The organism is Bacillus gobiensis (assembly GCF_001278705.1).
GTDB lineage: Bacteria > Bacillota > Bacilli > Bacillales > Bacillaceae > Bacillus > Bacillus gobiensis.
On sequence record NZ_CP012600.1, the window covers coordinates 2,708,508 to 2,726,902 of the forward strand.

Here is an 18,395-nt window from a genome sequence, read left to right on the forward strand (position 1 = left end):
AAGAAAACAGCTGCTTGCAGGAGGTAATTCAAGCATGTTGGATAGCTATTTGACTGTAAAAGAAGAAGGATCTCATGAAATAGTCATTAATAAATCCCGATTTATCAGCCACATAAAAAGAGCAGCTACTGAAAATGAAGCTCAGGAGTTTATTCAAAGGATAAAAAAAGAGCACTGGAATGCAACACACAATTGTTCAGCCTATCTAATCGGTGAACGCGATCAAATCCAAAAAGCAAATGACGATGGGGAACCAAGCGGTACTGCCGGAGTGCCAATGCTGGAGGTTTTAAAAAAACGCGGGTTAAAGGATACTGTAGTCGTCGTTACCCGTTATTTTGGCGGAATTAAGCTTGGAGCAGGCGGACTCATCCGGGCTTATGGAAAGTCCGTTTCCGAAGGCTTAAACGAAATTGGAATTGTCGAAAGAAAGCTGATGCGCCTTATGTCTACTCAAGTCGATTACACCTGGCTCGGGAAAATTGAGAATGAACTGCGGGAATCTCCATATTTATTAACGAATATTCACTATGCAGACGATGTAACCTTTGACGTATATGTTGAGGAAAATGACAAAGATGCCTATTTGAAATGGATGACAGAGCTAACAAACAGCAAAAGTGACAGTAATGAAGGACCAATAACGTATCTGGAAAAGGACATTCCCCATAATAAAGGAGATTTAACAAATGGCTGAACGTATAAGAGTTCGAGTAAGGAAAAAAAAGAATAAACGAAAGATCATTTTCAAACGAATTGTCTTATTGTTTCTGCTCCTCATTGTAGGCGCAGGAGCATTTGCAGGATACAAACTCTTTAATACAATATACGCTGTAGATCGTACATATGATGAGCTGGAACGCGGTGACAAATCTAAGCTCCGTGAGAATGTTGTCGAGATCAATCAGGAGCCCTTCTCCATTTTATTTATGGGAATCGAGAATTATTCAACAGGAGGCGAGGATGGCCACTCAGATTCTTTGATTTTAGCGACTCTTGATCCGAAGTCGAAATCGATGAAAATGATGAGTATTCCAAGAGATACTCGAACAGAAATTGCCGGCCAAAATGGATTAACAACAAAAATTACTCATGCGTATAATTATGGAGGCAAAGAAGCAACAATTGAGACAGTAGAGGACTTGTTTGATATTCCTATTGACTATTACGCCACAGTTGATTTTAGCGGCTTTAAGGATGTCGTAAACGAAATGGGCGGCATCGATGTCGACGTGCCATTTGACTTTACAGAAAAAAGTGATGTCTCAAAAAATAAAAGCCTTGAATTTACAGAAGGACCGATGCATTTAAACGGTGAAGAGGCATTGGCTTTTGCCAGAATGAGAAAACAAGATCCACGCGGAGACTTTGGCCGAAATGACCGCCAAAAACAAGTGATTGCCGCTGCGATTGATCAGATGTCCAAGCCGCAAAATCTGTCGAACATCGATAATATTACGTCAGCAGCCAGTAAAAATATCGAAACAAACATCAGAATTACCCAGGCTCTCGGTCTACACAGAATTTACAGCGGCTTTAAGAGCGAAAACATAGAATCCTTGACTCTTGAGGGATCGGATGTCTATCTCCCGAACTCCTCAGGGCAAAACGTTTATTATTTCGAACCGGATGCAGACAAGCTGCAAACCTTATCCACTACGTTACGGCAGCATTTAAAGATGGAAGGTGAAACAACCGGGACAGCGTCTGAGAAAGAATCGAAATCAGAGGACAATTCAACAGCTTCTGATTCTTCCAGTTCAAATTCCTAACAAAAAAATCATGCCAAAAACGGCATGATTTTTTTAATTTTTTTTCACCATTCGTTTATAGAACTTGGTAAACGGCTTATATTTTTCATTCACAAGACCGGTAACCTCTGCAATAATCTGCATGAAGAGGATAAGCATACACAGAATGAAAAGAGAAAGCCAAATTGTTGCGCTTGATAATAAAATAGCACTGAGACTAAAGATGACCCCAATTAAATAGATGGCAATAACCGTCATTCGATGGGATAATCCGTATGCCATTAAACGATGATGGATGTGTGACTTATCAGGTGAAGAGATTGGCTGTTTGTTAAGTAATCTCCGGATAATCGCAAAACTCGTATCAAAAATAGGTACACCTAGAATGATAACGGGCACGACAATACTGAAAAGAGTCACGCTTTTGTACAAACCTAAAAGCGACAATACGGAAATCATATAGCCGAGAAAAAGGGATCCTGTATCTCCCATAAATATTTTTGCCGGATGAAAATTGTAAAAAAGAAAACCCAGTGTACTTGCAATAACAAGTGCTGATATCGATAAAATAAGTATTTTATCTGCAGTTAATGCCATTACAGCAATGGTGCTTAGTCCAATGACAGAAATACCTGCAGCCAGCCCATCCAACCCGTCGATCAAATTAATGGAATTAGTAATGCCAACAATCCATATCACGGTCACAGGAAAGGCAAGCCATCCCAATTCAAGGCGGTCAGTAAAAAATGGAACTGAAAAGAAGTCCATTGTCAGGCCTGAACTGGCAATCATACAGGCTACCAGAGTTTGTACGGCAAATTTTACTTTTGCACTCAAATTAAACTTATCGTCGAGCATGCCAAGGATAATGATAATTACTGCCCCAATGCTTATTGTTCTTATACTGGACTCAAAAAGCCCCATGGCAACAGCTCCTGCTGCAACCCCAATAAAAATCGCAAGCCCTCCCATTCTAGGCATAAGCTTGCTATGTACCTTTCTCTTATCGGGACGATCCACTGCTCCTATTTTAATCGCAAAACGTTTAATAAACGGAGTAATAATAATGACGGTTAGCAGAGAGACAAAAAACGCAAAAATTATGCGCTCATAGGACATGGTTAAGTCTCCTTCATAGTATAAAGTAGTAATAGTATTCAATTCATCTTCATCCATTATACAGCTTACGTCTTCAAGTTAACAAGCATTCATAAAAGATCTGAGCCTTTAGAAAGATTAAATTTGTATGACATTTGTAAACAAGCAAACACATCACCGGTTTTGGTGATGTGTTTAGTTATAACCTTTTTTTCACTGCATTTTTAGCATAATGAATAAAGCACCAAGATGCTTTTAACAGATGAAGATGTTCAATTTCGCGATACACAAACCAAGTTTTTTGTGCAGCCTTCCATTTATTCCGTGAAATTGAATTTTCTACAATTCGATATATAGCGAGTGATTCATTCAGCCCGTATGCTTTAAATCCGCGTTTCAAAATGGAAAGCCAAGTGGCAAGATCCTGCCTCGTACGGATATTAGGCATTTTAACATCACCGACCTGGTCACGATCTAACATAACGGTTAAACATCCAATTATCGTATTTTTCAATACATCATCGTACGTAAGTACTTCAGGAACATCTATTTTGTTAACGAGCAGCTTGCCGCTTTGAGTAATTGAGTCATATCCGGTAAATGTAAACGCGTAGTTGTTTTTTTTCATAAATTCCAACTGGCGTTCCATTTTCTCCGGTCTCCATTGATCATCACTGTCTAAAAAAGCAACGTAACGCCCTTTTGCAGCTTCAAGAGCAGAGTTGCGGGCGACGGCAGCGCCGCCATTCTCCTTCAAAAACACCCCGCGAATACGATCGTCCTTTTTTGTATATTCCTCAATAATCTGTCTTGTCCGATCTGTCGAGCAATCATCAGCGATAACCAGCTCCCAGTCTTGATAGGTTTGGTTACGAACAGACTCAATCGTATCTTTTATATAATTTTCCGCATTATATGAAGGGGTAATTACAGATACAAGCGGTTTGCGGTTCATTACTTGTTCAACTCCGTCATGTTAGTCATTGGTTTCTCGAAAAATCTCAGGAACAACTACAAGGCAGAATGAGATGGCCAATCCAATTAATACACCTAAAACCACTCGTTTTTTTGCTGACATACCAGCAGATTTTGTTTCTTCTTCCGCCGTTAAAGGATAAATCGTTTGTGCTGGCTCTATGGTAAGCATCGTCGTTTCAAGCTCATAAAGGAACCTTTGCTTATCCACCTTGGAATCATCGCTTACGGCTTCATTCTCCAGTTCTTCAATATTTGATTGAATGACAGATTGCTTACTCGAAAACAGCTTTTGATCTTTCGCCATAAATGTTTCTGAGATTTTTTTCAGGATCTCACTTGAATCCTCACCTTGATAACTTAGCTGAAACAAATGGTTGGATTGAATCTCGATCATTAATTTCTGCTTCACTTCCTCTACTTGCTCTGAAGAAAAGTCAGGAAATGTCTCCTTTAAAAATGAATCACTCGTCAACAAAACTGGAATTTCTTTTGTGTCATTTAAAGAAGCATCGTTATAACTTCCAGTTTTTATTGTGATCGAAGCAGTATTCTCATTCGTCTGAACGCTTGGAGAAATAAAGTATCCAACAATCCCAAGCAATAGAGGCAGTACAATTAAAAATACGATGTATTTTTTGATTCTGACTCCTATTCGTTTAAGTAAGCCGTTCATAAATTCATTCTCCCCACTTTCAATAAAATGAAGAACCTCTTATCGTTAGTCCTTCCGCTTTTCTTTTCTTCATCACATTAACGATGGAAATAGCCAAGGCTAGGAACACCCAATGAAAGAAAAGATTTGAAACAGAGCTTGGGCTGATGCTGGATACCAAGAAGCTGACCAAAGCTACAAGAGTCCCTTCAATAAGCATTTTTTCGTTTCGGCCAAGTCCTTTTCCGTAAAATTGATAAAGCTGTATAAACAGAAAAGCATAAAGCAGGACATATCCAAGAAAAATAACAAGGCCAAAGTTGACTAGAATTTCAACGAGCCAATTATGAACCTGCTCTACTTGGTTTGTTGCAAAAATCGGCTCATTCTGCAAATAATACGGAACGTTGCCAACGCCTACTCCAAAACCGAAGGAGTCCAGAAAATAATGAAAAGAGTTCTTTAGTAAATTGGCACGTGCCTCATTCGAAGGCAGCATTTCATTGCTATAGGCTGAATTTGACGGAGCAATAAACAGTCGGTAAATAACTCCCGCAATCTTGTTGTAGAACAGGGTTACAAATAAAATTGAGCATGCTGCCGAGAGAATGACCGCCCACTTTTTTAAAAGGCGGGGCAGCATGATAAATACATAGACAGCCAGTCCTAAAGCAATCCCCAACAAACTTGCCCGCGAGCCTGTGTAGCCTATAAGAACGACGGAACAAAGTGAAAGAATAAAAGCAGAGCCTTTGACATACCCATTTTTGACGTTTTTGCAAACGGACAAATAAAAAAAGAATGTAATCGATAAAAAAGTTGCAAAATCATTTTGATTAAAAAACACTGACGTCGGATAATGCTGTTTATATTCAGGGCCGCTGTACAAAGATGAGCTCGGCAAATGTTGCATGGTAAAATGATTATAAAAACCGATCAGCATCAACAGTACTGTCATTACCATCCAAATGGAATAAAATGTAACCAGTCGTTCTAATTTAGTAAAGTGCATGACGATTAAGCAAATAAAGGCTGTGCCCATACCTAAAAGAAATAAGTACTTTAACCCATCTGTCAATGATTTCGTCCACAAAAGCGAAATAAAACCATACCCCAGCCAAAAAAGGAAAAAAGAAAGCATTCCTTTCACTCTTACATCATCCCACGATTGATGCAGCCCCTTATTTTGCCACGCATTGACAATAAATAAAACGAGCGCCGCCACAAGAAGAAGGCGGTAAGGGAATAAGCTGAACGGTCCCACATCGATTGAGTAGATGGCATTATTCAAAAACGTCGCTGCGATCAGCAGATAAAGAGTCAGCCAAAAAAGCTGCTCCAAACTGACAACCTGCCTGACCAATACAAGAAATCCGATTGCCGCACATCCTGCAATGAGCAGGAGATACGGACTGGAATTTTTCGAAACAAAAACGTATGTAAGCAGCAAACCGATAACGATTGCCGCGGATCCAAAAAACACTTGATTGATGTATGTACGATTGATCATTCATCTCCCCCTTCTCTCGCATTCCTGCTACGACTAAGAATGAATGGAATTTCGATAAAAGGCAACAGTCTTTTCTAATCCTTCCTCAATCTCCATCTCAGGCGACCAATTCAGCAGCTCTTTTGTTTCATTGTTGCATAGCACACTATGACGGATGTCACCCGCTCTTTCCTGTTCATATACAGGATCAAGTGCAGAGTTGGTGATTTTTTTCATTGTCGAGAACAATTCGTTTATTGTAATCGAAGAATTGCTTGAAATATTCAGGCACACATTAGGTTTTGATGTGATCGCTTGAACGTTTGCTTTGGCAATATCGCCGACGTAAATGAAGTCTCTCGTTTGCTCCCCGTCACCATAAATGACCGGTGCTTTCCCGCTTGAAAGCATGTCTGAGAAAATCGAAATGACTCCTCCTTCGCCCTTTGCATTTTGGCGAGGACCGTATACGTTGCTGTATCGCAATATACAATAATCGATGCCGTAAAATGTATTGGCAAACTTTAAATAGTTTTCAAACATCAGCTTGGTCAAACCATAGGGTGATTCAGGATTCGTGCTGTGTTTTAAATCAACAGGCACATACTGCGGATTTCCATATACGGCAGCTGATGAGGCAAAAACGATTTTTTTCACTCCTGCCTCAATTCCTCCGTGCAGTATGTTCAAACCACCTTTAATATTGATGTTTTCATCATTAAGAAAATCCTTAATCGATTCAGAAACGCTTACTTGGGCTGCCTGATGAATGATATAGTCCGGATTGATCTTCTTGATGGCGCTAATCGTTTCTGGCTCTGTAATGTCCATTTCACAAATCTCGATGGGCAAATGACTGATATTCTTTCTGTCTCCGGTAGACTCGTTATCGATAACAACCACTTCATATTGTTTTTTAAGGAGCTCTTCAACAATATGTGATCCGATAAACCCCATTCCGCCAGTCACTACTACCTTTTCCATTTGAAAAACTCCCTTATCTCTAGGCTTTTATGGTGTTTTCATATTTTATGGCAGGACGTCCGATTGAGTGATAAATAATTCCTTCACGCTTCATACTTTCAAGCTCGAATAAGTTTCTGCCGTCAATTAAAATCGGCTGATTCATTTTCGCTTTGAAACTATTCCAATCGATAGCTTTGACGTCTTCCCATTCCGTTAAAATCAAGCAAGCATCGGTACCTTCTATCGTTTCGTATAAGTTTTCACTATAGGTTATTTGTTCACCTAAATATTTTTTTGCTTCCTTAATTGCGATTGGGTCATAGGCACATACTTCCGCTCCCAGCTCAACAAGCTTGGGGATGATATCGATCGCCGGTGAAGACCTCATATCATCTGTATTCGGTTTGAAAGCCAAACCCAAAATGGATATTTTTCTTCCTTTTATATCCCCAAACACATCCAGAAGTTTTTGAACCATGATTTGCCTTTGGTTCGCATTAGTCTCAATTACGGCTTCAATTAATTTAAACGGATAATTAACGGAATTAGCGATGTGAAGAAGTGCAGTCGTATCCTTCGGAAAGCAGGATCCGCCAAAACCAATTCCGGCATTTAAAAACTTTGCTCCTATCCTGCTATCGAGGCCGATTCCTTCTGAAACCTTCTTTACGTCGGCTCCTACACGTTCACAAATATTGGCTATATCATTAATAAATGAGATTTTTGTAGCCAGAAATGCGTTAGCCGCATATTTAATCATTTCTGCACTTTCCACGCTGCCGGTAACAATTTTATCCGTAAACGGCTGATGCAATTCCTTGATTATCTCGGCGGCTTTTTCACTTGTGGCACCGATCACAGCTCTTTCCATATTCATTGTATCTTTAATGGCCGAGCCTTCACGCAAAAACTCTGGATTCGATACAACATCAAAAGGAATTTGTCCATCTGAGACGTCGCGGACAATTGATTCCACAAGCTTTCCTGTTCCCACAGGCACCGTACTTTTATTAACAATTACTTTATACGAATTTAAATTTTCGCCAATCGTTTGCGCGACAGCTTTTACAAAGGTTAAGTCTGCTTCGCCTGATTCTGACATTGGTGTACCAACTGCGACGTAGACAATATCAGATTCACGAATGGCATCACCGATATTTACTGTAAATGTGAGCCGTTCATTTTCCAAATTATTCAGAACCATCTCTTCAAGACCCGGCTCATAGATAGGGATAATGCCTTTTTTCAAATTCTCTATTTTATTCGAATCAATATCACAGCAAATAACCTTATTCCCTTTCTCAGCAAAGCAGGTGCCTGAAACCAATCCTACATATCCAGTTCCTATGACGGCAATTGTTTTCAAAATCATCGTTCCCTTCTTGATGAATGATTGGCAAGTAGGCATTTTCTTAACTATTTTGGACGGATTTTATGCCCTTTAAACCGAATCTTTCAAAGTGTCTCGTATGACGGGTAGTAAGAATTATACAAGAGACTATCCCGTAATAGCCCGGTTGGTTTACTTTTAATCAGCGGGTAATACGGGAATCCTCCTCTGATTGAAGGTTCTCTTGATTTTCTTTCTTAAAAGTTGTCAATGCATTGTGATAATGGTCTGCCAAAAACTTAGCATTTCTATCTGCATCGTATTCCAATCGTACCTGTTCGTGAAGTTCTTTTACGATTTCAGGCGTATATGTGTCTTTTTCAGTAAAATCAACAATTGCATTCAAGAGCGCATCAGCCGATTGAGGACTCACTAACAAATCTTTGTGTCTCCCGAATAAAGAGGGAACCCCTCCAACAGCTGTACTGAGTACAGGTGTTTCCAATGCAAGTGCTTCAATTACAACTGTCGGCATTCCTTCGCGGTAGGAAGGAAGAACAAATAGATCAGACAATGAGAGATACTCTGTTACAAGGGAATTTGCGATTTGGCCGGTGAATTTCGCTTTTTCTCCCAAACTGCTTTGCAGCGCTTCTTTTTCCGGTCCATCTCCTATAAAAACAGCAAAATAATTGCTTTCCAGCCTCTTTACTGCTTCAGCCAGCTCATAAACGCCTTTATCCTTTACCAGCCTTCCTACAAATGTAAGAATAACTTTATCAGCTGGCAGCGCATGCGCTTTTCTTAGTTCCATCTTATCTAATGCCGGCTTTTGAAACCGGTGAAAATCTACACCGATTGGAAGGAACACGGGCGATACTCCCGCCATTTCCTCTGCCTTTTTCTTTAGTTCCTCACTGACCGAAAAGACCATAGAGGCAGATTGAACCGCCAGCAAAAACGCCTGGTACGCACTCCTGCTGTAATGAGGATAGACGTTCACATCACTTCCATGAAGCGTAAGCACATATGGTACAGATGCTGATTCAGAAACGATCGCCGCAGCTCCTCCTGAAGGCATGGCAAAATGAGCATGAATGAGATCAGGCTTAATGGAATTGTTCTTCATCGTTCGGAGCACCGCGCCTGCAATTCTTTTGTGCGGCTGGGCCCACTTTAACTGGCCGGGAACCGCACGGTAGGATGGGCGGTGTACCGGAATTCCATTTCTGATTTCATATGCCGGAACATTTTCATTCATCTTATATTGTTTTTTTAGCCCTCTAATAAAAGGCAAATTAACGGGTTTTGGGCATATAATTTCCACATGAATTCCAAGCCTTTTTAATGCCTGTGCTTGAGTCTCATGAAAAATGCCTGTCCCCGGATTCTGTTCACTTGGATACGTGCTTGTAATCCATAACACCTTCATCGTAATTGCCCTCTCGTTCTTTTATTGAAAAGATTTCGAACGATCTGTTTATTAAAAAGAAATACTAATATTCCATAGCAAACTGCGCTTATTGCAACAGACAGGGAAAGCTGCAAAACTGTTTTATCCGGAAGAATGGACTGTATTAAGACGTTCACGCAATAAGCCACTCCAGCCATAATCAGTGTAAGCAGCAAAGGCTGCATTAACGCGGCTGCGTAATCTTTGATACTTAAACGGATTAAATACTTGACGAGCCATCTTCCTATCAAAAAATTAATGAAGCTAACGGCCGCATAAATCCAGGCAACCATAAGCAAATTACCTGACATTACCGCAGCATAAAGGGATAGTCCGTACAAAATCATGACTCCAAAATCCCAGTAAAATGCGAGATCCGCCCTTCCTTTTGCTAAAAGAACACTTCCGTTCGGATTCATAATCACCCGGAGGATTCCCACGATTGCCAATACATTTAATACTGGAATCGCTACAAGCCAGCGTTCTCCGAAAAACACTTCGATAAACAATTCAGAGACAGCAATCAAGCCAATAAGCAGTGGAAAAGTGATAAACGAAAGCATCTTCGTCATATTTAAAAATCCTTCTGATATCACTTTATGATCGTTTTGATGCTTAGAGAAGACCGGAAACGCGACTCTAGTAATAATCGGATTAATTTTTAATACTGGAATGGTTACGATTTGATAAGCCAAATTATATATTCCGAGTGCTTCTGCCCCGAGAAATCTTCCGATTAGAATCATATCAATATTTGCACCGATTCGATTCACAAGCCTTGATGCGAGCTGAAAGCCGCCAAATGAAAAAAACTCTTTGACCTCTGTTAATTTAAAGACAAAAGACGGCCTCCATTTTTTTTGATAAACCGCAAAATAAGCAAGCCCTCGAAAGGAATACAAAAAAACTTGTGAAATTACATACGCGACAATCGAACTCCCCGAAAAAATCAAAACGATAAGCACCGCAAAAGATAAGAGAATGGACAAAACTTCAATCTTGCTCAGGAGCTGAAAGTTCAAATCCTTTTGCAGCAAATATTGAAATTGCTGTCCGAAAGGCGCAATAATAAACATGATGGACAAAATCTGTATGAGACCTGTGAGCTCTTCACGATGATAAAAGTCGGCAATTAATGGGCTTAGCGCAAATAAAGCCCCAAAAACGAGCAGACCAAATAAGATATTCAGCCAATACAAAGTTGAAAGCTGATTATCTGTCACTTTTTCTTTTTGAATAAGAGCTGCCCCGATACCCATATCGAATATAATTTGGGCAAACACGGTAATCGTTGTGATCATTCCGACAAGACCGAATTCCGATATTGTCATGAGATTGCCCAAGAGCGCGAATTGTCCGATTTGGATAACCGTAATGAGTAACGTTGACAGACTTGTCCACTTTGCTCCGCCCAGTATTTGCTTTGTAATGGCTGACATAAACTTCCCTACTTTTTATCTGGCTCCGTCTCCAGTTAACACAACTTTAAACGTTTTTAACATAATCTTAATATCCATTAGAAAAGTCAAGTGATTAATATAATATAGATCAAAAATAAGTTTTTCTTTCGGGCTGATTTCATATCCGCCGTTTACTTGTGCCCAGCCTGTTAAACCAGGCTTTACAATTAAACGGTTTGTAAACCCGGGTATTTGGTTATTAAATTCTGCAGTGAAGCAAGGTCTTTCCGGTCTTGGACCTACTATACTCATGTCTCCGAGAAGCACATTCAGCAGCTGAGGCAATTCATCAATTCTCGTTTTGCGAATAAAAGAACCGATCCTTGTAATCCTCGGATCATTCGCTTCAGCCCATTTTGCACCGCTTTTCTCGGCATCTTTTCTCATTGACCTTAGCTTGATGACCTTAAAATACTTCCCATTCATACCGACGCGTTCTTGTATATAAAATGGTGAACCCGGTGTTTCAATTGAAATTAGCATAGCAAAAAAAAGGATTACCGGAAAAGCAAAAACAAGACCAATGATTGAAAATGCAATATCCAGCATCCGCTTTACTATTAAATATTTTTGTGCTTTCACGGACAATGGCCGGGACCGGTCTTGACGAACACGATACTGCCTATACAAATTCATGCTTTTTTCTGCATTCACTTAACACACACCTCACGATAGAATAGGACTGTTTTGCCGTGCTATGCAGAGTTTAGCATACGAAAGTAAAGAATCTGTAAAGATAGTGTTAAAGTCTGACTCTATCATTACGAGAATATTTCTTTAATGTATTTTTATTGTAAAGGTTAGAATAATAGGATGATGTTTACTTAATATCCATATTTAAACTACAACAATCAAAAAAACAGATAACCAATTTGGCTATCTGTTTCTAATAGATTTCATTATTCATAATTATGCTGTATTATTGCGGTATTTCGAAAGTCTCCAATTGACGAACCACTTGATCACTTACTGATTTTTTACCGCCCAGTACCGTGAATCCCTTCATTTTATTTGAGGTGATGACTTCGTTCGTTGCATTTGGCAATGACCGGGCATCTGTAAACATCATAGGGCGGTTTTGTTTTGCAGCCAATACTGATCCGGAAAGGGCATCCGCATAAGCATAGCCATTGCTGATAAAGGCTTCATTAGATGTAGAAAAATAGTTTTTTGCAATGTGTGAAGCAACCTCAAAGCGGCTGTTACCGCCAATTCGCGTCGGAGAAGGCAGTTGCTGGTACACATTCTCGCCGACACTGATTTTTCCTCCGACAACAATCGTGGATGACGTTCCTTTGTTTCGCAAAGCATTCGCAGTTGGCTCTGGCAGTGATTCCGAAGTTGTCAGCAGGATTGGAATCTTGTTTTTCGCCGCATAGGAAGCAATAGCGAGGCTGTCTGCATATGCTGTTCCGTTGGCAATGACTGCTTTTGATTGGCCCGGAAGCTTTCCCGCAATGTTTTCCGCCACTTGATAGCGGCTGTCTCCTCCGATTCGTTCAACTGTACCCACGAGCTTTTTTATTTCATTTGCAACATTGTCCTGAACACTTAGGCTGCCGCCAATAATAATTGCTTTTTTGGCTTTCAGTTGGGTCATACGTTCCTTCGTTGAACCAGTCAGTTTGTTGTTCTCTGTCAACAAAATGGGCGCATTGTGATGGTAGGCCAAAGGCGCGGCAGCCAGCACATCTGCATAGGCGCTTCCGTTGGCAATAACGACAGTATTTGCCGTGCTCCATCCTTTTTTAGAAACATTGGCCGCTACCTCGTAACGGCTTGCTCCATCAAGACGATCCACCGGTAAGGGCGTATTTTTCATCGCCTTATCAACATCAATACGACCGTTTCCAAATAATATGTCTTTACCTTTTTCACCTAAATCGATTGTAGACTTCATTAAAATGCTAGTCACTTTATCTGCGGACAGCAAAGGATTTTTTGAAAGGATCAAAGCTGCAGTTCCAGAAATGGCAGGCGCAGCCATGGAAGTTCCATTCATTGTTCCATACTTGCTGCCGGTCACTGTCGAGTAGATTCCTTCTCCCGGAGCAGAAATATCAATCTCCGGCCCATAATTGGAAAAGTTCGAATGTGCATCCTGACTATTCGTTGATGAGACAGATATCACTGAATCTAAAGCAGCTGGATATTCAGGGACATCAGAACCATCATTACCTGCAGATGCTACTGTCACGATTCCCTTCGACCGGGCATAATGAATGGCTTCTTCCATTACTTGCGCATAGTTGGTCGTGCTTAGGCTCAGGTTAATGACATTCGCCCCGTGATCTGCTGCATAGATGATAGCGTCAGCAACATCATACGCATTTGCTTCTTTTCCTTCAAAAACATCAATCGGCAGTATTTTCACATTTGGAGCGATGCCGGTAATGCCCAGCTTATTTAAAGAAGCGGCAATTATACCTGCCACATGAGTGCCGTGCTTGTCAGCAGTAATTGTTTTCCCGCCGGTAACCGCGTTATATGAAGGCAAAACGTTCCCTTTTAAATCAGGATGATCACTTTGTAAACCTCCATCAATTACTGCAACAGTGATGTCGGAAGATCCTTTCGTAATATCCCAGGCTTTTTCCATGTTGATCTTCTTTAATGACCATTGATGACTATAGCCAGGTTCTTGTGGTACGTAAGCGGACTCTATGACAAAGTTCGGTTCGACAAACTGTACACGCTTATCGTTTCTTAATCTCTCAGCGGTGCCTTTCAATTCAGACTCCGGAGAAGCTGATACAAGAGAAAAACCGCCATTTTCATTATAAGTTTGTTCTGATAGATGATAGTTAGCCAGTATTTGAGATTTCTCTTCTTCTTTAATAGAAGGCTCGAATTTAATAACTAACTCTCTTTGACTAAAATCTTTTTCTTCATCAAATAATCCGTCTATTTGAGTTTTACGAATGTCACTAGAACGATCATCTGCTTCCGCATAGGTCGTCTGTATATTGATGAACAAAAACAATATAGAAAGAATACAGATCGATTTTTTCATCTTTCTCCTCCCTTTTGTTCGGACAAGAACTCCATTCTTTTTATCTCCGTATCTACTCTACCATAGAATATTAAAAAACAGGTAGCCCCCGGGAGACTACCTGATGATGATCAATTCGATTTTATTTATAGTATGCTTTGATCGCTTCATAAATGGCTTGGGCTACTCTGTCCTGATAATATGGATCATTTAATTTACTAGCATCACTACTATTAGATACGAATCCAGTTTCCGCTAATACAGCTGGCATGTTTGATTTATCAATAACCTTTATCCAATTTCCCTCAGAAATTCCACGATCTCTGGTTTCCATCGCTTTCGGGATTCTCTCTTGAAGTTCCTGAGCTAATCTTTTACTGCTTGCAGAACCATTATAATAAAATGTGTCACTACCTACTACATTATTGTTGTCACTTGAATTAGCGTGGATACTAATAAAAATGTTTGCATTTGCAGCATTCGCTTTTTCGACGCGATCATCAAGAGTTGGATACGTATCTCCTGTTCTAGAAGCAATTGTAAATTCTCCTGCTGCATCTAGTTTCTTTACGACTTTGTTTGATATTGCAAGATTAACATCTTTCTCTTTAATACCTGCATATCCTATTGCACCCGGATCACTTCCGCCATGACCAGGATCAATAAATAATATTTTGGCGGCATTATTTAATTGATTCATCACATTTGTTTGTACGGATATTGTACCGCCGAGCACTGTGAACGAATTTATGTTCTTCAAACCAATAACATCTTTGGTTTTTTCCGGCAATGTTTTTGCATCTGTAAACAGCATCGGCCGGTTTTGCTTTGCAGCCAAAACTGATCCTGACAAAGCATCAGCATAAGCATAGCCGTTGCTGATAAAAGACTCTTTCGATGAAGAATAATATTTATCAGCAATGTTTGAAGCTACTTCAAAACGGCTGGCTCCTCCGATTCGCGTTGGAGAAGGGAGCTGATCGTACACACTCTTTTCTACACTGATTTCTCCGCCTACGACAATCGTGGAAGATGTTCCTTTATTTCGCATCGCGTCTATCGTTGGCTGTGGAATCGCCCCCGAGGTTGTGAGCAAGATCGGAATTTTGTTTCTAGCCGCATAGGAAGCGATTGCAAGGCTGTCCGCATATGCGGTACCGTTCGCTATGACAGCTTTTGATTGGTTCGGAAGCTTTCCCGCAATATTTTCCGCCACTTGATAGCGACTGGCTCCTCCAATTCGTTCAACTGACCCTACGAGTTTATTAATTTCGTGTTCCACATTTCTTTGAACACTAATATCTCCGCCAATAATGATAACCTTTTTCGCTCCGAGCTGTTTGATTCGATCCCTCGTAGGACCTGTAAGCTTGTTGTTCTCTGTCAACAATATGGGCGCGTTGTGAAGATAAGCCAAAGGCGAGGCAGCCAATACATCTGCATAGGCGTTTCCGTTGGCGACAATCACTGTATCTGCAGAGTTCCACCCTTTTTCCGATACATTGACAGCCACCTGGTAACGGCTAGCGCCATCAAGACGCTCCACTGAATTGGCAGCGAAAGCATTAGGGATAAATAAGATTAGCCCGAACATAATGAGTATTATGCTCTTTACATGTAACCACAAAAATGTTCCCTCCAAATTTAGATAGTTTTTAAGTCAAAAAAGCGAAAAGGAGACGGGATCAAAGGCATCAAAAGACGCCTCTGACGTGTCTCTTTTCAGATTAATAATTTGTTAGATTTGCACCAGGATAATAAAACTTCAAAATATCGATATACGATTGTCCAGCATTCGCTCTAGCTTGAGCCCCATACTGGCTCATTCCAATTCCGTGGCCGTATCCTCTGCCATAAAAGATGAACGAACCGTCTTTGTTTTCAATATGGAACATCGTACTTTTAATATTAGTTGATCCTGCTTTTGATCTAAAATCACCCGCTTTTATGGTAACCGTTCCATTACCAGGTGAGACTGCACCTGATAGATTATCTTGGGCTGAATACTTAACGTCAACGGTTACGAATTCTGCCCGCTGTCCCCTAGTCGTACCTCTAGTACTGACATTCGTTACTTCTTCAATCGTTACGGTTTTCGTATTTCCCAATTGCTTTTCAATATCTGACTTTAAAGTACTGTAAAACATATCTTTGATTTTCTGTCTGTCTAATAGATAGTTCCATTCAAAATTTGGATTAAACGGATCCGGCTGGGCAGACAGATAAGGCAATGAAGTTCCCCATACGGCACTGCTGTCCTCAGTATGTCCTCCATTATTTGAAGAAAATGCAGCAGTAATTGGCTTTCCGTATTGATCTCTCAGCACTTTTCCTCTTGTTTCTTCTACTAACCCGGAGGTTCTGCTGTCCCATTCATAGCCGCCGAAAACTTGATAGCTGGTCGTATCATCAATTGTTTTCCCTTTGTTTTTTACGGCTACAGTTCTTGCAGCAACGCTTTGGGCCTTTAATGCCTCCACATGCCAGCCTGCAGGCATTTCTCGAGGGACGACACCTTTTATGTAATCTTCAAATGGTATGTTTTCATTCGTTGGCCGGACAAACCTGCCAGCTTCTACCGCAAAATTCATGTTTCCTAAGTATCTTCTTCCACTAATGCTCATGACGTCTTTATTGTAATCGACAGGCTGAGCTGTAAAAGTCGTGCCCAGGTTTTTAATTTTTGCCCCGTGCTGCTTTAATTCAAGATTTCCGTTGATCGATTCAACAGTATATCCGTTTCCGGTCAACATACCGCTTAGGCTGTTTTGCACCGTGTCGGTGATCGAAATGATTCCGCCGAGCAAGCTGTATTTAGATGTATTCTGTTCGTTAAGTAAGTTTTTCACTGGATCGGGAAGACTGTTTGGTTCGATCAAAAGCAGCGAGCTTCCTTCCTTTGCCGCGAGTACCGAACCTGTAAGTGCATCAGCAAATGTTTGGCCGTTTGAAAGAAATACTTTATCTGCTTTCATTCCTAGCTGCTTGATTAAATTAGCGGATACTTCATATCTTGATCTTCCGTCTACTCGCTCAACAGAAGCACCTTTCTGCTTAAGCGTATTTTCAACGCCTGAGCTGACACTTAAACGCCCGCCGGAAATAACCACACGGCTTGGAATCGTATAATCGTTTCGAATGGTATTATTTCCTGAAAGCAATATCGGATATCCGTTCATTGCAGCGTACGAAGCGCTCGACAGTGCATCCGTAAATTTCATTCCTGTTGCCACAACAGCACCACTAGCACTCGGAAAATAGCTTTTTTGAATGTTTTTGGCTACTTCGTAACGTGTCGCCCCGCCAATCCGATTGACGTTCCCGTAGTTTGACAACGTTTTTTCCACATTCTTCGATACACTGATCGTGCCGCCAATAATTAAAATATTATCTGGATTCAATTTTTTTATTTCTTCTTCTGTTTTTGGGGTGAGGCGATTCGCATCAGTTAAGAGGATCGGCCCGTCTAATTTGTAGGCAAGAGGAGTCGAGGCTAACGCGTCACCAAACGCGTCACGATTGACAACAATAACATTCGCGGGATTTGTCCATCCGGCATTCGCTACGTTGTTCGCCACATCAAAACGTGTATCTCCTCCGTAACGGGTCGTGTCTGCCATTCCATTAACCTTGTATTCTCCATTAATATCGATAAACAAACTCTCTTTGTTTCCTATGTAGTTTTTTAGCTTAACAGAAATCGTATCATTCTCTCCTGCGCTTGCAGGTGCGGCCAGTGGCAATAACAAGGCAGACGCCACCACTGACGGCAGAAGCAGGCGCTTCACACATTTCAAGATTGCATTCCCCCATCTGGATCCTAAATTGTTTTTATTTTGTTTCTATTTCTTTAAGCTCCAATACTCCATTATCTGCTTCTACATACTTCACTTCAACAGAAGTACCATCCTCAATTCCTTTTGCCTTCTCTTGCAGTTCTGAATCTACTTGAAATGTAGTTTCTTCCCCATCAATCTCGACAGCTATCGTGTGCTCGTCTGCCAAACCAGAAAATGTTCCACTTTTGCTTACTTCACTGGATTCTGTCTCGCTGCTGCTGTTTTCTGTCTGGTTGTCACTGTTTTTCTGATCTTCAGGAGCAGCCTCATTCGTTCCGCAGCCGGCTAAGAAAAGCATCAGTGACATAGATAAAACAAATTTCTTCAAATTTCTTCACCTCTACCTCTATATCGACATTACGTAATAAGTTTAAAGGAAAAAAATGA

General features: G+C 40.7%; 14 protein-coding genes and 2 pseudogenes. 2 read left to right on the forward strand and 14 right to left on the reverse strand.

Annotated elements, in window-relative coordinates; translation table 11 throughout:
- The first annotated feature begins 34 nt into the window (after window positions 1-34).
- On the forward strand, window positions 35-697 hold the full coding sequence (locus AM592_RS13675; RefSeq protein WP_053604304.1) for a YigZ family protein: 663 nt from the start codon (window positions 35-37) through the stop codon (window positions 695-697).
- Complete coding sequence (locus tag AM592_RS13680) at window positions 690-1,772, forward strand: LCP family protein (protein ID WP_053604305.1); 1,083 nt, start codon at window positions 690-692, stop codon at window positions 1,770-1,772. The genes AM592_RS13675 and AM592_RS13680 overlap by 8 nt, the downstream gene beginning before the upstream one ends.
- Before the next feature lie 33 nt (window positions 1,773-1,805).
- On the opposite strand, the gene AM592_RS13685 is transcribed toward AM592_RS13680, so the two are convergent.
- The 14 genes and pseudogenes from AM592_RS13685 to AM592_RS13745 form a co-directional block, all read right to left on the reverse strand.
- Window positions 1,806-2,870, reverse strand: coding sequence for a glycosyltransferase family 4 protein (locus AM592_RS13685; protein ID WP_053604306.1), 1,065 nt, complete (start codon window positions 2,868-2,870; stop codon window positions 1,806-1,808).
- A gap of 178 nt (window positions 2,871-3,048) precedes the next feature.
- A complete protein-coding gene (gene tuaG, locus AM592_RS13690; protein WP_053604307.1) occupies window positions 3,049-3,804 on the reverse strand; it encodes a teichuronic acid biosynthesis protein TuaG in 756 nt (251 codons plus the stop codon).
- A 21-nt stretch (window positions 3,805-3,825) separates the two neighbouring features.
- A complete protein-coding gene (tuaF, locus tag AM592_RS13695) occupies window positions 3,826-4,500 on the reverse strand; it encodes a teichuronic acid biosynthesis protein TuaF (RefSeq protein WP_053604308.1) in 675 nt (224 codons plus the stop codon).
- A 19-nt stretch (window positions 4,501-4,519) separates the two neighbouring features.
- Entirely contained in the window at window positions 4,520-5,989 is a 1,470-nt protein-coding gene (tuaE, locus tag AM592_RS13700; RefSeq protein WP_053604309.1) for a teichuronic acid biosynthesis protein TuaE, read from the reverse strand.
- A gap of 33 nt (window positions 5,990-6,022) precedes the next feature.
- A complete protein-coding gene (locus AM592_RS13705) occupies window positions 6,023-6,952 on the reverse strand; it encodes an NAD-dependent epimerase/dehydratase family protein (RefSeq protein ID WP_053604310.1) in 930 nt (309 codons plus the stop codon).
- A 19-nt stretch (window positions 6,953-6,971) separates the two neighbouring features.
- On the reverse strand, window positions 6,972-8,306 hold the full coding sequence (gene tuaD, locus AM592_RS13710) for a UDP-glucose 6-dehydrogenase TuaD (protein WP_098945244.1): 1,335 nt from the start codon (window positions 8,304-8,306) through the stop codon (window positions 6,972-6,974).
- A 160-nt stretch (window positions 8,307-8,466) separates the two neighbouring features.
- Window positions 8,467-9,696, reverse strand: coding sequence for a teichuronic acid biosynthesis protein TuaC (gene tuaC / locus AM592_RS13715; protein WP_053604311.1), 1,230 nt, complete (start codon window positions 9,694-9,696; stop codon window positions 8,467-8,469).
- Window positions 9,693-11,156 (reverse strand): teichuronic acid biosynthesis protein TuaB, encoded by a 1,464-nt coding sequence (gene tuaB, locus AM592_RS13720; RefSeq protein WP_053604312.1) that lies wholly within the window; start codon window positions 11,154-11,156, stop codon window positions 9,693-9,695. The genes tuaC and tuaB overlap by 4 nt, the downstream gene beginning before the upstream one ends.
- Window positions 11,157-11,171: 15 nt before the next feature.
- Window positions 11,172-11,831 carry a sugar transferase gene (locus tag AM592_RS13725; protein ID WP_053604313.1) on the reverse strand — a complete coding sequence of 220 codons (660 nt, stop codon included), beginning with the start codon at window positions 11,829-11,831 and terminating at the stop codon, window positions 11,172-11,174.
- Window positions 11,832-12,117: 286 nt separating this feature from the next.
- Window positions 12,118-12,999: pseudogene (locus tag AM592_RS25195) on the reverse strand (cell wall-binding repeat-containing protein); the annotation flags it as partial.
- A gap of 33 nt (window positions 13,000-13,032) precedes the next feature.
- Window positions 13,033-14,190, reverse strand: a pseudogene (locus AM592_RS25200) (S8 family peptidase); the annotation flags it as partial.
- Between the two features lie 121 nt (window positions 14,191-14,311).
- Window positions 14,312-15,796 (reverse strand): N-acetylmuramoyl-L-alanine amidase, encoded by a 1,485-nt coding sequence (locus tag AM592_RS13735; RefSeq protein WP_053604314.1) that lies wholly within the window; start codon window positions 15,794-15,796, stop codon window positions 14,312-14,314.
- A gap of 100 nt (window positions 15,797-15,896) precedes the next feature.
- Complete coding sequence (locus AM592_RS13740; protein WP_225970397.1) at window positions 15,897-17,957, reverse strand: SpoIID/LytB domain-containing protein; 2,061 nt, start codon at window positions 17,955-17,957, stop codon at window positions 15,897-15,899.
- Window positions 17,958-18,000: 43 nt separating this feature from the next.
- On the reverse strand, window positions 18,001-18,336 hold the full coding sequence (locus tag AM592_RS13745; protein ID WP_053604316.1) for a hypothetical protein: 336 nt from the start codon (window positions 18,334-18,336) through the stop codon (window positions 18,001-18,003).
- Window positions 18,337-18,395: the final 59 nt, after the last annotated feature.